This window comes from Shewanella morhuae, assembly GCF_003028295.1.
Classification (GTDB): Bacteria; Pseudomonadota; Gammaproteobacteria; order Enterobacterales; family Shewanellaceae; genus Shewanella; species Shewanella morhuae.
In genome coordinates this window covers 1,466,477-1,484,431 of record NZ_PYSG01000002.1, presented here as the reverse complement: position 1 = coordinate 1,484,431, position 17,955 = coordinate 1,466,477, and the positions used below count along the sequence as shown (strand labels likewise).

Genomic DNA, 17,955 nt, shown 5'->3' with positions numbered 1-17,955 from the left:
TCTATCTTATTATCGCCCCCACTGATAACACGGCGACAAAGTGCATTATAACGCCTTCCTAATTAGTAGTTACATCATCTGATTTATAGCATGGCTCACATACTTGCTCGCATCTTTGGGTCTTAGTCTGTATACTCCGCGACCTTATTATTCCAACTTTAGCGCAAACTTAATGTTTGGCTGGTGTTGGCAAAGCGCATGTTTCATTTTGAGGCTTGTTTGTCACCCTCCCCGTTAGCAAATACCTAGGAAAGCTCCTTTGATCTCTACCGCGAACATCACGATGCAGTTTGGCCCAGAGCCATTGTTTGAAAATATTTCAGCGAAATTTGGCAATGGTCACCGTTATGGTTTGATTGGCGCAAATGGCTGCGGCAAATCGACCTTTATGAAGATCCTTAGCGGTGCTTTAGCGCCAACCTCAGGTAATGTGTCCATCACACCCGGTTTAAAAGTCGGTACTCTGAGCCAAGATCAATTTGCGTTTGAGCAATACAGTGTCATTGATGCGGTGATCATGGGTGATGTTGCCCTGTGGAAAGTAAAACAAGAACGCGATGCTATTTACGCCAAGCCTGACATGACAGAAGACGATGGCATGCGTGTAGGTGATTTAGAAAGCGAATTTGCTGAAATGGATGGTTACAGCGCCGAAAGCCGCGCGGGTGAAATTCTGCTCGAAGCGGGGATTGAAGAATCCTTCCACTACGGTTTAATGCAACAAGTCGCACCGGGTTGGAAATTACGCGTCTTGCTAGCACAAGCATTGTTTGCTAACCCAGATATTTTGCTACTCGACGAACCGACCAACAACTTGGATATCCATACCATCACCTGGTTGGAAGCCGAGTTGAACAAACGTAAATGCACCATGATTATTATTTCCCATGATAGGCATTTTTTGAATGCCGTTTGCACCCACATGGCCGATATCGATTACGGTGAACTGCGCATTTACCCAGGAAACTACGAATACTTCCTCGCCCAATCTGCCTTGATCCGTGAGCAATTGTTATCAGGCAATGCTAAGAAAAGTGCTGAAATCGAAGAATTACAAGACTTCGTTAACCGCTTTGGTGCTAACGCTTCTAAAGCGAAACAAGCTAGCTCACGCGCAAAGAAAATGGACAAAATTAAACTGGATGATGTGAAATCATCTAGCCGTATCCACCCTTCTATTCGCTTTGATGCCGGCAAAAAAATGCATCGCCAAGCATTGATTTTAGAAGATTTGGCCCATGGATTTGATGGCGAAGTGTTATTCGAAGGCGGAGATTTAATCCTCGAAGCTGGCGCTAAACTGGCTATTATCGGCGAAAACGGTGTAGGTAAAACGACCTTTTTACGCTGCTTAGTCAACGATTTAGAGCACAACAAAGGCGTGGTCAAGTGGTCAGAAAACGCATCCATCGGTTACTGTCCACAAGACAGCAGCAGCGAGTTTGATAATGACTACACACTGATGGATTGGATGAGCCAATGGCGCTTACCTAAGCATAACGATTTAATGGTGCGCGCCATGTTAGGTCGCTTGCTGTTCACCGAAGATGATGCCAACAAAAAAGCCCGTAACTGTTCAGGTGGTGAGAAAAACCGCTTGTTATTCGGCAAGTTAATGATGCAAGACATCAACGTGTTGATCATGGATGAGCCTACCAACCACATGGATATGGAAGCGATTGAAGCATTGAATAATGCTTTGAAAGATTTTGAAGGCACTTTGATATTTGTTAGTCACGACCGAGAGTTTGTATCGTCATTAGCAACACGAATCATTGATATTAAAGATAAAAAGATAACAAACTTCCAAGGCACTTTCGAAGAATATCTTTCAAGCCAAGCTGAAATGGAAGCGAGAAAAAGCGCATAATATTGCTCGGCTAACTCGTATCGATTAGCACCGTTTTATTGCATTTAAGAGTCGTCATTGGTATCCAATGGCGACTTTTTTATTGAGTGCAAAACAATAAACCTGCTATAGTTTGGCCTACAAACAATAATAGTTTTCTTTAATTTGTCCTGCTCGATAAGCCATTATCTATTGCATTAAAAAGCCACACCGCACTGAGAAAGATTATCGTTAGACCAAGCCCTGTTGCCGATGAAGTAAATCGTCGGCAGTCCAGCGCACAGAAAAATTATCTCAATAAAAAATGGTTATCTTAATACCCACTCAGGTTTCAATGTCTGCCGTTAAACGGCAAAGGGTAACCTTTGGTAAATTAATGATTTGCTTGCTTACATATCTCACCAATACAAAAACTTAACGGTGCAGTCCTTAAACCCCTAGGTTACACTGGCTATGTCATTGACTGGGATGGAACCGCTTATGAACCAACGTACGTTACACTCCTTATTTAAACCCACCTCGGTGGCCATTATTGGCGCGTCCAATACTGAAAAACGTGCTGGTAACGTGCTGATGAAAAACCTGCTATCCGCGGGGTTTTCTGGGCCAATCATGCCAGTCACACCTAAATATCGGGCGGTGATGGGCGTGCTCGCGTATCCCAATATTCAGGCTTTACCGATTAAGCCCGATTTAGCGGTTATTTGTACTCGTGCTTGCCGTGTGCCCGCCATTATTGAAACCCTTGCTCAGTTTGGCTGTAAAGTCGCCATTATTATGGCCTCTGGTATGGCGCAGGAATTTAACGAAGAAGGCGTGAGCTTACTTGAACTGACCATGCAACATGCAAAACGTTATGGCATGCGGATTCTTGGGCCAAATAGTTTAGGAATATTATTACCAACGCTGGGGTTAAACGCCAGTTTAGCCCATGCAGGTGCCCTTCCAGGTAAAATCGCCTTTGTGTCACAGTCTGCGGCAATTTGTACCACTGTGCTTGATTGGGCAAATAATAAAGGCATTGGTTTTTCTTCTTTTATTTCCCTTGGTGATGCTACCGATATTAGTTTTGATGAGTTACTGGATTACCTTGGCCGCGACAGCCGTACCAGTGCGATTATGCTTTATATCGATTCAGTCAATGAAAAGCGCCATTTTCTCTCTGCAGCGCGCGCAGCTTCACGCAATAAACCTATCTTAGTGATTAAATCAGGTCGAAGCCCTGAGGGTGCGCGTGCGGCAAAACTGCATACAGGCGGCGTGGGCGGAAACGATGCGGTGTACGAAGCGGCGTTTCGCCGTGCTGGTATGCTGCGGGTTAACGATTTAATTGAATTATTTGCTGCGGTAGAAAGCCTCGCGCATTCTAATCCGCTGCAAGGTGAGCGTTTAGGTATCATCAGTAATGGTGGTGGCCCAGCGGTGCTTGCGGTCGATGAGCTCATTATGCGTGGCGGTAAACTTGCCGAGCTTACCGATGGCACGATTGCACTACTTGATGGCGTGTTACCCAATATATGGTCAAAACAAAACCCGCTGGATATTATTGGCGATGCTAACGCGGAACGTTATGCTAAAGCATTGAATATATTGATGAATAGCAATGAATTAGATGCCATTTTAGTGATGCATTCTCCATCAGCATTGGGTGAAAGTGTTGAAATCGCCGATGCATTAATTAACACCATTCATGCGCACCCTAAAAAGAATCGTTTAAATATTCTCACTAACTGGAGCGGTGAAGATTCAGCTTATCAAGCTCGTAAACGCTTTACCAAAGGCGGCATTGCAACCTATCGTACGCCCGAAGGGGCAGTAGGTGCTTTTATGCACATGGTGGAATACCGCCGCAACCAAAAGTTGCTGCAAGAAGTACCGCAATCGATTCCCGATAATATCCCTACCGATAGCCAAACGGCACGCAAATTACTGCAAGCAGCTCAAGCTAAAGGTAAATCCGTATTAGAAACTCACGAGGCCAGCCCTATTTTGCGGGCCTATGGGCTTAATACTATCGACACTTGGTTTGTCAAAGATGCCGATGAAGCCGTAGCCATTGCGAACGAAGCGGGCTATCCCTTAGCCTTAAAAGTACAGTCCCCCAATATTTTGCATAAATCCGATGTCCACGGGGTGATGCTCAATTTAACCTCGGCCGAAGATATCCGTCACGCCGCAAATGCCATCACCCAAAGGGTGCATCAAGCCAATCCTGAGGCGATTATTGAAGGCATGATAGTGCAGAAAATGGCCTTAACCGCAGGCGCGCAAGAAATTCGTGTGGCAGTGATAAGCGATCCCGTATTTGGCCCTGCGATTTGTTTAGGTGAAGGCGGCTCAGAATGGGATCCGACTAATGACGCCGCCGTGGCACTGCCACCACTGAATATGGCACTGGCACGGTATATGGTGATCCAAGCATTAAAGACCCATAAATTAAAAGACCGACATTTACCGTTGGGGCTCGACATGAATGCCCTGTGCGTAATGCTCACGCAAATATCGCACATCATTATCGATTGTCCTGAAATCGCCTCGTTAGATTTAAATCCTGTGTTAGCAGCAGGTGAAAACATCACCCTGCTTGATGTGAATATCCGTTTGCATGAGGCGAATGCTGACAACTCTACTCGCATGGCCATCATGCCGTATCCAAAAGAGCTAGAGGAATTTGCGGTGCTTAAAAATGGCCTTAAGGTCATGCTGCGACCGATTTTACCGGAGGATGAACCAAAGCATTTAGCCTTTGATAACTCGCTATCAGATGAAGACAGATACAAGCGTTATTTTGGCGTGCGCTCAAAAATGACCCATGAAGAAATGGCTGTGTTAACCCAAATTGATTATGCCCGCGAAATGGCTTTTATCGCTACCGCCAAAGGCCCTGATGGCGATGATATTACGCTTGGCGCGGTGCGCGCTTCAATTGATCCTGATAATACAGAGGCCGAATTTGCCATGGCAGTGCGCGGCGATCACCAAGGTATAGGTTTAGGTAAGTTATTACTGGAAAAGCTAATTAAATATTATCAAGCCAATAACACTCCTGTGCTTGCAGGGTTTACCATGTTTGAAAATCGCAATATGGCAAGTTTAGCTAAAAGTTTAGGCTTTAAAGTCACCTTCGATATGGAGGAGCATTTAATCAAAATGCACATGGATTTAACGCCTCCCAGTGATAAGTAGCATTTATCCATAAAGCCACTATCACTTTATAAAATACACACAAAAACGCCGCAAATCCATGCGGCGTTTTGTTATCTTGAGTGTTGTAAACTATTGTCATTGGGTCATTAAATATGACTATGCTTTTTGTTTTGTGCCTTTGAGCAAAAAGACCAGTGGCACTGCCGATAACGTCACCCACATCATTAATCTAAAATCCTGCAAATAAGCTAAAGTTGCTGCCTGACGGCTTACTTCGGCATTAAGCAGTGCTAAGCCTTGCGGCGTATTTATATTGACCGCTCCGAGTTGTACCGCATGCTTCAGCGCAAAACTAAAGGGATTAATGTAATCTGCAAAAGCGGCGTGATTTATCTGAGTTCGCTGGGCAAGGTAAGAAATCATCACTGAAATGCCAATACTACTACCAATATTTCGCATTAAACTAAACAGCGCGGTACCTTCATTACGGTATTTAACGGCTAATGTTGCAAAGGTAATGGTTGATAATGGAACAAAGATAAAACCAAGCCCTAAGCCTTGAATGATGCCGGTTCGCACTATGTCCCAACTGGTGATGTTGGTGTTAAAAGCCGTCATTTCCCACAGCGAAAGCGTGGTTAACATTAGGCCGATAAATATCTGATAACGCACATCAACTTTGCCAACAAGTTTACCTACCGTCACCATCGCAACCATAGTGCCCACACCCCGCGGCGCAAGTAAATACCCCACATCAATCACGGGGTAACCTAATAAGTTCTGCATAAAAGGAGGCAATAATGCCATTGTCGCCAGTAATATCACCCCTATGATAAATATAAACACTAAACCCACATTAAAATTGCGATCCTTAAACAGACTCGGTTCAATAAAGGGCTGTTTATAAGTAAACATATGAACGATAAACAGATAGAAAGCCATTGCTGCTAACAGCGCTTCAATCACCACTTCTCGACTGGAAAACCAATCAAGAGATTGGCCGCGATCTAGCATCATTTGCAACGCGCCAATGGCTAAACTCAGCATCGCAAATCCAAATAAATCGAACTTACGGCTGTTATCTAACGGCGTTTCTTTTACGAAGGCGGCGAGCCCAAACCACGCCAATAAACCAAAGGGCAAATTAATATAAAACACCCAGCGCCAGTTGTAATACTCGGTTAACAAACCTCCTAGTGATGGTCCTAAAATAGGCCCGACCATCACTCCTACTCCCCACATGGCCATTGCTGAAGCGTGGCGCTCCACGGGATAGCTATCAAGTAACACAGCTTGTGATAGTGGGACTAAACTTGCGCCAAAAATCCCCTGCAGTAATCTAAACAGTACGATTTGTTCGAGGTTTTGTGCGGCGCCACAAAGCATTGAGGCGACAGTAAAGCCCACCACTGCCCACATAAATACGCGCTTGCGGCCTAATCTAGCGGTTAAAAAACCCGTTAATGGCATAAAAATCGCTGCGGCAACTATATACGAGGTCAATACCCAAGAGATCTGATCTTGAGTCGCTCCCATACTGCCCTGCATATGGGGTAAAGCAACGTTGGCAATGGTGGTATCTAGCGCCTGCATAATCGTTGTTAGCATCACAGAGACAGTAATCAACCCCAAGTGCTTATTAGTTTGTGCCTGCGTTTGTGTGACTGCGGGGATCGTGTGCTCATTGGCAGCTTTAGTCGTCATTGCACTATCCTCACAGCGTAAAACCTAATAGCTGTCTGTGGTGCTCAGTATCGATATCGACCACAGCGCTTAATCCTGCTCGTAGCGGTGCATCTTGGTTAATGCTCTGTAAATCAGTTGCATTTAGTGCAATGCGTACAGGTACGCGCTGGGCTATTTTCACCCAATTCCCCGTCGCATTTTGCGCTGGGATCAGTGAAAATTCGGCGCCAGTGGCTGGACTTAAGCTGTCAACGGTCCCCGTCCAAGTATGATCGGGGAAAGTGTCTATATGGACGGTCACCTTTTGTCCAGGCTTAACATAAGTGAGATCCGTTTCAGTAAAGTTCGCCTCAATCCACAGTGATTTATCTGCAACTAAGGCTAATGCAATGGTACCGACATTAACGTACTGGCCTAGTTTGGGTAATTGACTCACCACACCCGATACAGGCGCCTTGATTTCAATGCGATCGAGGTCTAACTGGGCTTCACTAAGTTGCGCCAATGCCTCTAAATAACTGGGATGCTGCACGATGGGGAAATCTGGACTGCCGCCTAAGCTCTCAGCAATACGAGATAGATCTTTTTGTAATGTGAGTATATTTTGACGGGCAATATCCGTATTTTGACGTGCGTCTTCGAGTTGAGATTCTGAGACAAAATGTTTGCCGATGAGGTTTTCTTGGCGTTTTAGTTCTTTGACTGCAAAAGTAAATTTAGTTTCTGCTAAGGTAATCTCTGCTTGTTTTTCATGGTAGCTTGCCTTTAATACCGCTAAATCAGTTCGTACTTGTGCCAATTTGGCATTCGCTTTATCAAGCATTACCATAAACATGGCATCATCTAATTTAAATAACCGCTGACCTTGTTGAACCAATTGATTTTCTTTAACAAAAATCTGCGCCACATTACCAGGCACTTGAGCACTCACCGGCACTTTATCGGCTTTAACGTAGGCATTATCCGTTTCTATATAACGGCCGCCATGTAAATAGATGCCGCCAATCGCCAGCAATATTAATATTGGTATGACAACCAGTAAAAAGCCGCGTTTTTTACTGGTTGATACGCCGTGATGCACGGTGGCAGTGGTTGATTCACTCATTCAATTACAACTCCAAAAAACTATAAAGATAAATTCTTATGCATCTGGGTTAGTGCACAAAGTATGGCCTTGGCCTGCGCCTCATCAAATCCCTTAAGCGCCTGTGCATACACAATTAAAGCCGCACGATCTATTTCATCGAGATGAGGTTTAGCGGCATCAGTAAGAAACAATTTAAATGCACGCTTGTCCTTTGCATCTTGCCTACGCTCAACTAGACCCGCATCACAAAGCACATCGATGAGCCTTGCGACGGTAATCGGTTTAATCTCGAGTATCTCAGCTAGTTCAAATTGCTTTAAGCCTTGGTGGCGAGCAATACCTATTAAAGCCCTCGCCTGAGTCAGGGTTAAAGAGCAGTTTTCAGTTTGCTGGTAAGTTGCTTGAAAAGCACGGCGCATCATGCGAGTGACATTACCAAGTAAAGCACCCAGATTATTGGAGGGAATATTCATCTGTAACCCATATAGTAAGCATTGCTTATTATATTATTTGCGTTACTTCGAGGTCAATTTACACTGGATGGTAATTGTTCATCAAAAAATCAGTGGTTAACTAAAATCCGTTCAACAAAAAAATTAATATTAAGATAGAGTTTAATCATTAATATTAGTGGGTTAAGATTTTTTGGATTTTAGCAAAAATACTTAAAACGCCAAAAATTAGCTATTTTGACTGAGGAGATTAAGTAAAATTAATGTGCTTGTCGTGACTCAGATTCAATACATTCAGCATATATGGCTAAATGCCTCAATCCAATCAAACCTAGCCCCTAACGCAATTACGGCCTTCGGCTTTAGCTTGATAAAGCGCCGTATCTGCACGACTAAATAGAGTTTCGGCATCGTCACCTTGTTGCAATGAAGCCAGTCCGATAGACACAGTAATCGCGCCGAGGGAAAGCTTTTTATCTTTGCCTATGGTTAAGTGGCGCTCAGAAATACGTTCGCGCAGATTTTCAGCCACTTGTAATGCGTCATGAAAATGCGTATTAGGTAACACCACCACAAATTCCTCACCGCCATAACGCGCTACAAAATCGTCGCCACGCACACATTGCTTTAACGCCAATGCGACATAGGCCAAGACTTTATCGCCGGTTAAATGACCGTAGGTATCGTTAAAAGCTTTAAAGTTATCAATATCAATTAGCAACAGGCTACAGCGGGTTTGGTGATCTTCGGCGTGGTGAATTTGATCCTGAATACTCAGCTCATAAGCGCGGCGATTGTGCAACGACGTTAATTGGTCTGTCATCGCCGCTAAGCTAAGGTTTTCCATTTCCGATTTAAGACTTTGCACTTCTTGTCCCATGGTGCGTAAGCTTTGCTCCATATCACGGGTATTGATCAGTAGCATTTGCATCTCACCTACGACACCATCAACTAACTCATTTAGCGTATCAATATCGGGATTGTTTTGCAGGTGCATACCAAATTTGGCTAATGAGCCAGAGAACGCTGTGGTTCCCTGATTGAGTTGGCTGATTTTAGTCATCAGACTGTTGATCAGAATTTGCGTTTCAATCTGAACATTCTCAATAACTTCGGGCGATTGTTCTTGAATAAAGTTCTTGTACAGGCTGGTATTAACCTCCTTGGTAAAAGAAACTGAATTAGCTAAAAAACCATCAATCGCACGATTTAAATCAAGATTAGTTCCCGTAAAATATTCATACCAAACAGTATAGTTTTCAGGCGTGACAGGAATATCGAGGGCAGACATTTGCGGTACGGCCAAACGCAGAATGTGCGCGGCAGAATCAAGTTCTTTATTTTCTGCAGGAGAAGGCATAAATCATAAACCATATAAATGTTATATTTTTGTATGCCTTAAGTTAACTCAACGGCTTCGATTTGGATATGGGACAAACGCATTATTATGATGGGAGTTAAAAAAAGAGGATGCGGCCATCCTCTTTTATCATTCAAAATGAGATCAATCACCGTGGGCTAATAAACGTTAACATATAATCCGAGCAATTAATCACTAAGAATTTAGCCACGGCAACCGGCAAAGATATCTAGTTCGGGCTGATAAACTGCTGTTTTAATATTCATTAGACCTAATAGACTGTCGAATAAATTGTCATGGGAAAACCCGCCTTTGGCTGCATGCTGCGCTAAACAAGCCATATCTAAATGATTATCTTGGCTAAAATCCTTTGATATCCAAGCAAGCATAGGAATACTCGTCTGTTCAACGGGGGCAATACGGTAAGGTGCACCATGCAAATACATGCCCTTTTCACCTAAAGACTCACCGTGATCGCTCAGATACAACATGGCAGAGTCAAATTTATCTTGCTGATATTGTAATTTTTTAACCACCTCACTGATGATGTAATCAGTATATAAAATGGTGTTGTCGTAGGTGTTCATTAGCTCGATTGCACTACAGTTTTGAATATCACTGCGTTGACAATCGGGCGTGAATTTACGGTGCTCTGGCGGATAGCGTAAAAAATAAGTTGGCCCGTGACTGCCGATGATATGCAAAACAATCACAGTATCTTTGCGCTCTGCGTTAGCTAAAGCCTCATCTAACTTATTCAATAACACTTGATCAAAACAATATTCTCCAGAACATAATTTAGGATCGCTTTTTAAATTAATGATGATATTTTCGACTTGGTCACACACACCTTTACAGCCAGAGTCATTATCAAACCATTGTACTTTAATGCCAGCATGATCAAGTACATCCACCGCAGTATCTTGGGCATAGGCGCGGCGAGCATCGTAATCCTCTCGCCCCATGCGTGAAAACATACAAGGCAGAGACACCGCAGTCGCCGTGCCACATGAGCTGGTATCTTTAAATACGGTAAGCCCTTGATCTTGGGTATGGGCGTTAGTTGGTTTGTCATAGCCATAATATTGATGGTTCATCGAGCGCGCGGTTTCACCCACCACCAAAACTAATAAGTTAGGTTTACCGTTGGGGTTAGCACTGACATTTTTAGCATCCATACCTAGGTGCTCATACTGCATCGGTGTTTGTAAATAACGCACATTGATATACTTAGACGCGGCGCCAATAAAATAGGTAGGTACGACATAACGTTTCAGTTCGTCGTGATTACGGCCAAAGGAAGCGTAATCTTGAAAATAGAAGAAGGCAATCACGCCAAGGCCTGCCAACATGACTAGCATAAACAGCACCTTATGTAGCAGCTCCTTTAAGAAAGGCTTATATTGAATATCCACTTTATAGATAAGGTACGCAGGTAAAATCCCTGTCAGCAACATGTTCATGATTGACGCAAAATTCACATACATAAACGCTTCGGCTGGATTAGTTTGAAAAGTGTTTTCAATCATGCCGTAATCAAACACGACGTTGTATTCATATGCAGCAAAAAACACACCTGAAGACACTAACGTCAGTATGATGAAAAGTGGCTTTAGCAGGTATTTTATCGTAAACAAAGAAAACACAAAGCTGAGTGCAAACGTCAAAAATAGCGGCATAGTCGCAATAAAAATAGGATCGACATCAGGTTGTTTTTCTATGCCATTTTTAATGACGCCAAATAATGGGATATTGAAAATACAGACAAAATATAACGCGATGATAAAAGTGAATTGATTCACTGATAGAGTTTTAAATCTTGCTAGCACAGCTATAACTCTCTCAAATTAGTAATCTATCGAAGTTAACTTAGTTATCTTAAGATAATCTTACGACTCAAATTTAGCCCATAATAACAAACTCTTGCAAATGGCTCAAACGACTAAATTTACTCAATTTTTTTAACTAGAGTGCAATATTATAAATAACAACTTTAACTATAGTTAGTGCTAAATAAAAAACGGCCGAACCTTAAAGAGTTCGACCGTTTTTTTGTTCCCCAACCTATTAGGGACTTGCTCAGTTTGCCACTCATTTGCGGTTAATTTGTTAAAAATAATATTGTTCAAGCGGTAATTATCATAAAAGCTGTTATCAGTAGGCAAGCACCATTGAATTAAGTTCCGCAGCTTGGTGATTATTTGTAGCCAGCATGCCCTTCTTCAATATTTTTTAGTACAACACATCAATCCCTATGTCTTTCATCTTAACGACCATCTTACGAGCGTGACCCAGTCGTCACTGGTAGAGGTGGTGAAAAAGACTTTTGGATAATGCACGTATTTATGCAGATGATGATAAGGCGAGTAGCTTTTAATGTACGCCCATTCCTCTGGAATATCTGGGTTACCATATTCGCCCATCCAGCTAGCACCCGCTAGCAACTTATTGAATCTAAACATATCAACTAGAGGTACTTAGCACTCCAACCCAATATATTTATCTTCTTTTGCGTGAAGCTGACCACTCATACTGAGAACTCCGCGATGCACAAAGATAATAATGGATGATTCATTCGATTCCTTTAAGCAACGTCCATCTTGAATTTTGTGCTTACATTAGCTTAATTAATCGCTAGCTCAACGATTAACTCAGTAATAATGCAACAGAGTGCAAGGGATAATAATAGAAGATGATTAATCTAGAATGAATCGCGTTTTTAAAAATTTATTGCTATAAAAAAGCGCCTTAAGCTGACACAACTACCATCACAAACGCCGAGGAATGTCCCCAGATATATTGGATATAGAACGCAATGCAAGACAATTTAAGTTGGATGGTAAACGGGAAAGGGTTTATCCAAGAGTGCTTTAAATAAGCAAAAACAAGTATCTAATTAGACCAAATAAAAATGCCGTTCACTCTTAAGTGAACGGCATTACCCACGAGGGACGCTTTTAGTAAATAAAATAGGCTACATTAAAACTCGTTATTCATGCGTGACAGTAAATTAACCAACACGACTCGCTCCTCACAGCTCATTTTTGCGGTGAGATCTGTGGTGAGCTGTAGATGTAGTGCATCATGCTCAAGGAACAAAGTTTGCCCCTTGTCAGTTAATTCCACCAAAATCGAACGGCGATCGGTTTCATGGGGACGACGTACGACCCACAGTGCTTCTACCATTTTATCAATTTGCACTGTCAACGTGCCGGTCGTGACACCAATTTTATCCGCCAGTTCTTTCATCCGCATGGCACCGTGCACGCCAAGCAACTCAATAGTATGCACCTGCGATAGACTAAAGCCTTTATCACGTACTATAGCGTGCTCCCAAGATGACAGTTTTTCGTAAAACTCAATAATCACATGATTTAATGCATGATCTGTCGAATGTGCGGCTGTTGAATTAGCAGCAGTCGAATCAGAGTCACTTGCTTGCAAGTTTGATAAATGATGATGTGCAACAGTCATTAGGCTTCCTTAGCCATACACTCGCGCTGACGACAAGTATGGAGTTCAATAGTGATATGGGACAACTCAGGAAATTGTGACAGTAACTGATTAAAATAGCTGGCATCTTTTGGTGAATGGGACACGATAGATACCATAATAGCATGGTGATCGGCGCTCACTCGCCAAAGATGTAAATCGGCAATTTGATGATCGGGTACAGCCTCAATGGTTTCTGCCACTTTACGCTGCAATGATGCTTTAACACCACCATCGAGCAAGATAGGACTCGTTTGCTGAATAAGTCCCCATGACCAACGGCTGATAATCACCGCCCCCACAATCCCCATAATCGGGTCGAGCCAAGTCAGTCCCATGTATTTACCAAACAACAAGGCAGCGATGGCGAGCACTGACGTTAACGCATCGGCTAGTACGTGAAAATAGGCAGCGCGAAGATTGTGATCATGGGCACCTTGGGCCTTCTGGTTCTTATGCTCAGCAGCATGGTGATCCTCTTCATGATGGCAATGGCTATGATCATGATGACTTTCATCGTGTGCATGTGAGTCATGGTGCATATGTGGGGGCTCATCATGTGAGCGAGCCGTATGGGTGTGATTGTCATGGGCGTGTGCTTGGCTGTTGTGATTTGCATGATCGTCTTCATGATCATGTTGATGCCCATGATCGTGTCCGTGGTGATGCCCATGGTCGTGGGTATGGTGATCTTTGAGCAAAAACACACTCAGCACATTAACGCTTAAACCAATCACCGCCACAAAAATAGCTTCGTTGAAATGAATTTGTTCAGGGTTAATCAACCGCATTGCCGATTCAATCACCATCACCAATGCGACTAAACCTAAAGCTATCGCACTGGTGTAACCGCCAAGTACACTTACCTTGCCCGTACCAAAAGTAAAGGCAGAATCGTTAGCGTGTTTACGGGCATAAGAATAAGCGAATAAAGTAATCATAAAGGCCGCAGCATGGGTGCCCATATGCCAACCATCGGCCAGCAGCGCCATAGAACCGTAAATGGTTCCGGCGGCAATTTCAGCCACCATAGTCACGATAGTCAAATACAGTACATAACGCGTATTTTTCTCACCTTCTCTATTTAGGCTCGAAAACTGATGGGAATGCTGCCACGGCGTGAGCGAGTGCCCTTTCCCATGGCTCGTTTCGGCATGATGTAAATGTTGTTCGCTTGTGGTTGATTCCATCGTTTAATCCTTTTCCTGCATTATCAATGATTAATACTGGGATTATAGTTTGAAAATCAAAATACATGAATAACGAAATACATTAAAGCCAAAAATAATGACTATCAAGCTATTGTGGCCTCAAACATTATCATTCATAACGGCAGTGATAGTATCTTATCCGCCGATTGATGATAAACCTTAATAACTTACTTTTAGTACAAGCAAAGCATTGAAAAATAAATTAAATGATGTAGTGATATGTCAGAATCGAGGGTACAAAAACCATAAATTGTAATGAGACTATGGTTAAAATGACAAAGGTTAAGATGACAAATTCCTACTTTAATGATGAGTAATGGCTTAACTTGAAATCTCATCTTCAACCCATAAATTGATAGCAATAACATGAATCACTTTTTGCTGAACCAATAACAAATACGGTTCATGGTTTTTTTATAATATTATTTAACCCTTTGTTGAATATCCTGCGTTTATAGGGATATCACATCGGCAACGTTGCCGATAAAAGCGAGTTAGATTAGGAGAAATAAGATGAAATTGAATACGTTATTAAGTGCTGTAGCCCTGTCCTTAACACTTTCCATTAGCTCATTTAACGCCATGGCAATGAGCTCACCTCAGTTAATAGGACTCGATACCCCCATGATCAGCATTCAACGTTTTGGCCAAACAGATTACAGCCCACAGGAAGTGACTAAGATGTTTCCCGCGCCTTCGGCAGGGATGGTACAGCACATTTTGACATTGCCTAAGCTAGAAAATGAAGATGACTATATGATCGAAATTCAAATTGGTCAGACGAAAATGGTTGATTGTAATAAACATCGATTAAATGGCGAGTTAAAAGAGCGCACAGTCGAAGGCTGGGGCTATAACTATTATCAAGTAGATGGAATATCGGCAGGTCCAAGCACTATGATGGCTTGTTCTGATACAGCAAAACAAAGTGCTTTTATCCAAATCCCAGACGAACTTATACTGCGCTATGACAGCCGCTTACCTAACGTTTTTTATCTTCCTGAGGGAACAGAAATACGCGTTAGAACCTGGAAAGTAGACTCAACATATCAATATTCTAAGTAAAAATAGTTCCAATGCGCTTCGAGTCTTTGCTAATCATCACGAGCAAAGGCTCGAAGCACATTAATCAAAATCTTTTAATTCTAACAACTTGCATAATCTCTATTTCGAAGCCAGCAACAGTCTCTGTTTCTGGATAATAAATAACGTTGATTTTTTGCCCTTGCAAATTTTTATACTTTTTGACGCGGCGAAATTTAAACGGCACATCACAATCTTCAATCATCACGGTATGTTGTACCCAGTCAGCTTTTTCTCTTTGCATGTGAGAAACCACAGTCACACCTTCAGAGTGAACCAAATGTTCATGGGTAGCTAACATCTTTTTTACGGCCTTATTCATGATCAACTCTTTTCTCATCTAGTTGCGACAACTGCGACGCAACTTTCTGTTTAATTTCAGCATATCTCAATTTTTCACAGCGACCGAAGCCACTTAACTTGCGCACTTGAAAGCGACTGACCAAGGGAACTGCCATACCAGCAAGACAACGACAGTAAGTATCAAGGGATATATCATTAATACCCTTGGCCGTTAAATGCGTTTTCAACGCAATCAAATCAGCGAATATTTGCTGTTCAGTAGGCCAAACGGGCTCTGTTGAATAGCGTAACTGAGCAATATTTCCACGACAAACACTACAATGACCACACAAGGTGGGTGCCTGATTATCATCAAAATAACGCGATAAATTATGGCTTAAACATGTTTCAAGTTCAAAAAAACGTACTAATTGCGCTATTCGTGCAATTTCTTTCTGCTCTTTATCGCTAAAATAATGATAAAGCACATCAATCAAATCCGCTTGCGCCAATGCGTTCACATCTACCTGATACACATCTGTTATACGCTTAGTTTCTAACTCAATTAACTGATGTTCTGCTAAATATTCCAGTGCTGCTAACACGCGGCTACGCTCATGGCCTGTGGCATTGTATAGGGCATCAAAATCCAATGCGCCCCATATTTTTTTCATTTGCGTATGATTAAAAATCTGCGACAAAAATGCCTGTCGCTCTGGATTAAATCGCTCCAAGATGGCTTGCTTATCTGCTAGAAATTTATAGTTTACATCCGCGTAGTAAGCAAACAACGGCTTTACTACACCCAATATTTCTAACTGGACGAGCAAAGTTTTCAAGGGCAACTGGCGAATATTACTCGCAGTGGAGAGGCCATTTAACTGGCATTCCCATTGACCTAAATGCTGTTCAAGTTTAATGGTGTCAACTACTTGTGCGATACCATCCCGCTCTGGAGTATCTCCATAGACAAAATTTTCAACGGTATTTAATCCATCAAGATTGGCTAACGTTACGCAGTGAGATAACTGACCATCGCGCCCTGCTCGACCTATTTCTTGGCTGTAATTCTCTATCGATTTAGGTAAATCATAATGGATCACAAAACGAATATTACTCTTATCTATCCCCATGCCAAAGGCGATAGTGGCCACAACGACTTGTAACTTATCTTGCATAAAGTCATTTTGAATTTGTTGACGCTTTTCATCTTCAAATCCAGCGTGGTATGCGCTGGCAATAATCCCATGTTGGCTTAATAAGCGCGCTACCGTTTCAGCAGTTTGCTGTAACGTCACATACACAATACCGGCGCCAGAAAATGAGGCGATTTGCTTAACCAGCAAAGCATCTTTTTCTTGTGTGGAGATAGGCAGTACTGTCAAATCTAAGTTCGGTCGATAAAAACCCGTTTGCACTATGTGCTCAGGCGCGATATCAAACCGTTTTGCCATATCCAGCTTAACTTTGCGTGTCGCCGTAGCGGTTAATAACAATACTAATGGGATTTGTAACTCACGGCGATAATCAGGCAATTTAAGATAATCAGGACGAAAGTTGTGTCCCCATTCTGAAATACAATGTGCCTCATCAACCACTAACATAGATAAAGTAACTGATTGAATAAATTGCCTAAAACGCTCATTTTTAAAACGTTCTACCGACACCATTAAAATCTTAAGTGTGCCAGAACGTGCATCTACCATCACTTTTTGACTTTGTTCGGCACTCAATGTGGAGTCGATGCTTGCAGCATTAATGCCTTTAGATTGTAAAAATTCCAGCTGATCTTTCATCAAGGCCAGTAGTGGTGAAATCACTAGTGTCAAATGAGGTAACTGCAATGCCGTAAATTGATAGCAAAGGGATTTACCCGAGCCCGTTGGGAAGATAGCTAAACTCGACTGTCCACTCAATAGTTGCGCTATGGTTTGCACTTGCCCAGGACGAAATTCAGAGAAACCAAACCCTTGTTGCAATAAACTCGCATACGGATTGGTCTCCAGAATAGGATTAAACATCAAGCGTCCTTTACACTTATTCTTACCCACCTAAATGTTAAGGCATACTGCAAGAAAAAGATTTAGCATTTAATGAATCGCCTAGTTTAGCAAATTTTAAGCTACTTTATGGAGTTAATTACCAATAAGAGTATTTTAATCATGCAAAAGAGAGCGGAGACATTATTAGTGAGATTAATATAAGGTATTGATATGCATAATATAATTTATATTTTGTATGCGATAAATAAAATACGAATGAATAGATAGAAGTCTGTTAAATAAAGAATAATTTATAAAATAAAA

General features: G+C 42.2%; 12 protein-coding genes and 1 pseudogene. 3 read left to right on the top strand and 10 right to left on the bottom strand.

Annotated features, from left to right (window positions below; translation table 11 throughout):
• The first annotated feature begins 259 nt into the window (after window positions 1-259).
• Together C9I43_RS06995 and C9I43_RS06990 are read left to right on the top strand one after the other, a co-directional pair.
• Complete coding sequence (locus C9I43_RS06995) at window positions 260-1,870, top strand: ABC-F family ATPase (RefSeq protein ID WP_076502157.1); 1,611 nt, start codon at window positions 260-262, stop codon at window positions 1,868-1,870.
• Window positions 1,871-2,329: 459 nt separating this feature from the next.
• Complete coding sequence (locus C9I43_RS06990) at window positions 2,330-5,035, top strand: acetate--CoA ligase family protein (protein WP_107882905.1); 2,706 nt, start codon at window positions 2,330-2,332, stop codon at window positions 5,033-5,035.
• A 117-nt stretch (window positions 5,036-5,152) separates the two neighbouring features.
• Here the strand turns inward: C9I43_RS06990 and C9I43_RS06985 are convergent, their stop codons facing one another.
• The 8 genes and pseudogenes from C9I43_RS06985 to C9I43_RS06950 form a co-directional block, all read right to left on the bottom strand.
• Window positions 5,153-6,700: a DHA2 family efflux MFS transporter permease subunit gene (locus tag C9I43_RS06985; protein ID WP_107882902.1), complete on the bottom strand. Its 1,548-nt coding sequence runs from the start codon at window positions 6,698-6,700 to the stop codon at window positions 5,153-5,155.
• 10 nt (window positions 6,701-6,710) lie between these two features.
• Entirely contained in the window at window positions 6,711-7,787 is a 1,077-nt protein-coding gene (locus C9I43_RS06980) for an HlyD family secretion protein (protein ID WP_076502153.1), read from the bottom strand.
• A 20-nt stretch (window positions 7,788-7,807) separates the two neighbouring features.
• Window positions 7,808-8,242, bottom strand: a complete 435-nt coding sequence (locus C9I43_RS06975; RefSeq protein ID WP_076502151.1) for a MarR family winged helix-turn-helix transcriptional regulator — start codon at window positions 8,240-8,242, stop codon at window positions 7,808-7,810.
• A gap of 310 nt (window positions 8,243-8,552) precedes the next feature.
• Window positions 8,553-9,581 carry a GGDEF domain-containing protein gene (locus tag C9I43_RS06970; RefSeq protein WP_076502150.1) on the bottom strand — a complete coding sequence of 343 codons (1,029 nt, stop codon included), beginning with the start codon at window positions 9,579-9,581 and terminating at the stop codon, window positions 8,553-8,555.
• Between the two features lie 203 nt (window positions 9,582-9,784).
• Entirely contained in the window at window positions 9,785-11,410 is a 1,626-nt protein-coding gene (locus tag C9I43_RS06965; protein WP_076502148.1) for a phosphoethanolamine transferase, read from the bottom strand.
• 325 nt (window positions 11,411-11,735) lie between these two features.
• A pseudogene (locus C9I43_RS06960) lies at window positions 11,736-12,058 on the bottom strand (prolyl oligopeptidase family serine peptidase); the annotation flags it as partial.
• 502 nt (window positions 12,059-12,560) lie between these two features.
• Window positions 12,561-13,055 carry a MarR family winged helix-turn-helix transcriptional regulator gene (locus tag C9I43_RS06955; RefSeq protein ID WP_076502146.1) on the bottom strand — a complete coding sequence of 165 codons (495 nt, stop codon included), beginning with the start codon at window positions 13,053-13,055 and terminating at the stop codon, window positions 12,561-12,563.
• Window positions 13,055-14,263, bottom strand: coding sequence for a cation diffusion facilitator family transporter (locus tag C9I43_RS06950; RefSeq protein WP_076502145.1), 1,209 nt, complete (start codon window positions 14,261-14,263; stop codon window positions 13,055-13,057). The genes C9I43_RS06955 and C9I43_RS06950 overlap by 1 nt, the downstream gene beginning before the upstream one ends.
• Window positions 14,264-14,797: 534 nt before the next feature.
• Between C9I43_RS06950 and eco the strand changes: the two genes are divergently transcribed.
• Entirely contained in the window at window positions 14,798-15,349 is a 552-nt protein-coding gene (gene eco, locus C9I43_RS06945; protein WP_076502143.1) for a serine protease inhibitor ecotin, read from the top strand.
• A 64-nt stretch (window positions 15,350-15,413) separates the two neighbouring features.
• On the opposite strand, the gene C9I43_RS06940 is transcribed toward eco, so the two are convergent.
• Complete coding sequence (locus C9I43_RS06940; protein WP_076502141.1) at window positions 15,414-15,689, bottom strand: hypothetical protein; 276 nt, start codon at window positions 15,687-15,689, stop codon at window positions 15,414-15,416.
• Window positions 15,682-17,670 (bottom strand): RecQ family ATP-dependent DNA helicase, encoded by a 1,989-nt coding sequence (locus C9I43_RS06935; RefSeq protein ID WP_076502140.1) that lies wholly within the window; start codon window positions 17,668-17,670, stop codon window positions 15,682-15,684. Before C9I43_RS06935 ends, C9I43_RS06940 begins: the two co-directional genes overlap by 8 nt.
• Between the last annotated feature and the right edge of the window lie 285 nt (window positions 17,671-17,955).

What these genes read in the sequence shown, in the direction of transcription:
- C9I43_RS06990 (WP_107882905.1), top strand. Translation starts at nt 2,330, where the DNA reads ATGAACCAACGTACGTTACACTCCTTATTTAAACCCACCTCGGTGGCC.
- C9I43_RS06985 (WP_107882902.1), bottom strand. Translation starts at nt 6,700, where the DNA reads ATGACGACTAAAGCTGCCAATGAGCACACGATCCCCGCAGTCACACAA.
- C9I43_RS06980 (WP_076502153.1), bottom strand. Translation starts at nt 7,787, where the DNA reads ATGAGTGAATCAACCACTGCCACCGTGCATCACGGCGTATCAACCAGT.
- C9I43_RS06975 (WP_076502151.1), bottom strand. Translation starts at nt 8,242, where the DNA reads ATGAATATTCCCTCCAATAATCTGGGTGCTTTACTTGGTAATGTCACT.
- C9I43_RS06970 (WP_076502150.1), bottom strand. Translation starts at nt 9,581, where the DNA reads ATGCCTTCTCCTGCAGAAAATAAAGAACTTGATTCTGCCGCGCACATT.
- C9I43_RS06955 (WP_076502146.1), bottom strand. Translation starts at nt 13,055, where the DNA reads ATGACTGTTGCACATCATCATTTATCAAACTTGCAAGCAAGTGACTCT.
- C9I43_RS06950 (WP_076502145.1), bottom strand. Translation starts at nt 14,263, where the DNA reads ATGGAATCAACCACAAGCGAACAACATTTACATCATGCCGAAACGAGC.
- eco (WP_076502143.1), top strand. Translation starts at nt 14,798, where the DNA reads ATGAAATTGAATACGTTATTAAGTGCTGTAGCCCTGTCCTTAACACTT.
- C9I43_RS06940 (WP_076502141.1), bottom strand. Translation starts at nt 15,689, where the DNA reads ATGAATAAGGCCGTAAAAAAGATGTTAGCTACCCATGAACATTTGGTT.
- C9I43_RS06935 (WP_076502140.1), bottom strand. Translation starts at nt 17,670, where the DNA reads ATGTTTAATCCTATTCTGGAGACCAATCCGTATGCGAGTTTATTGCAA.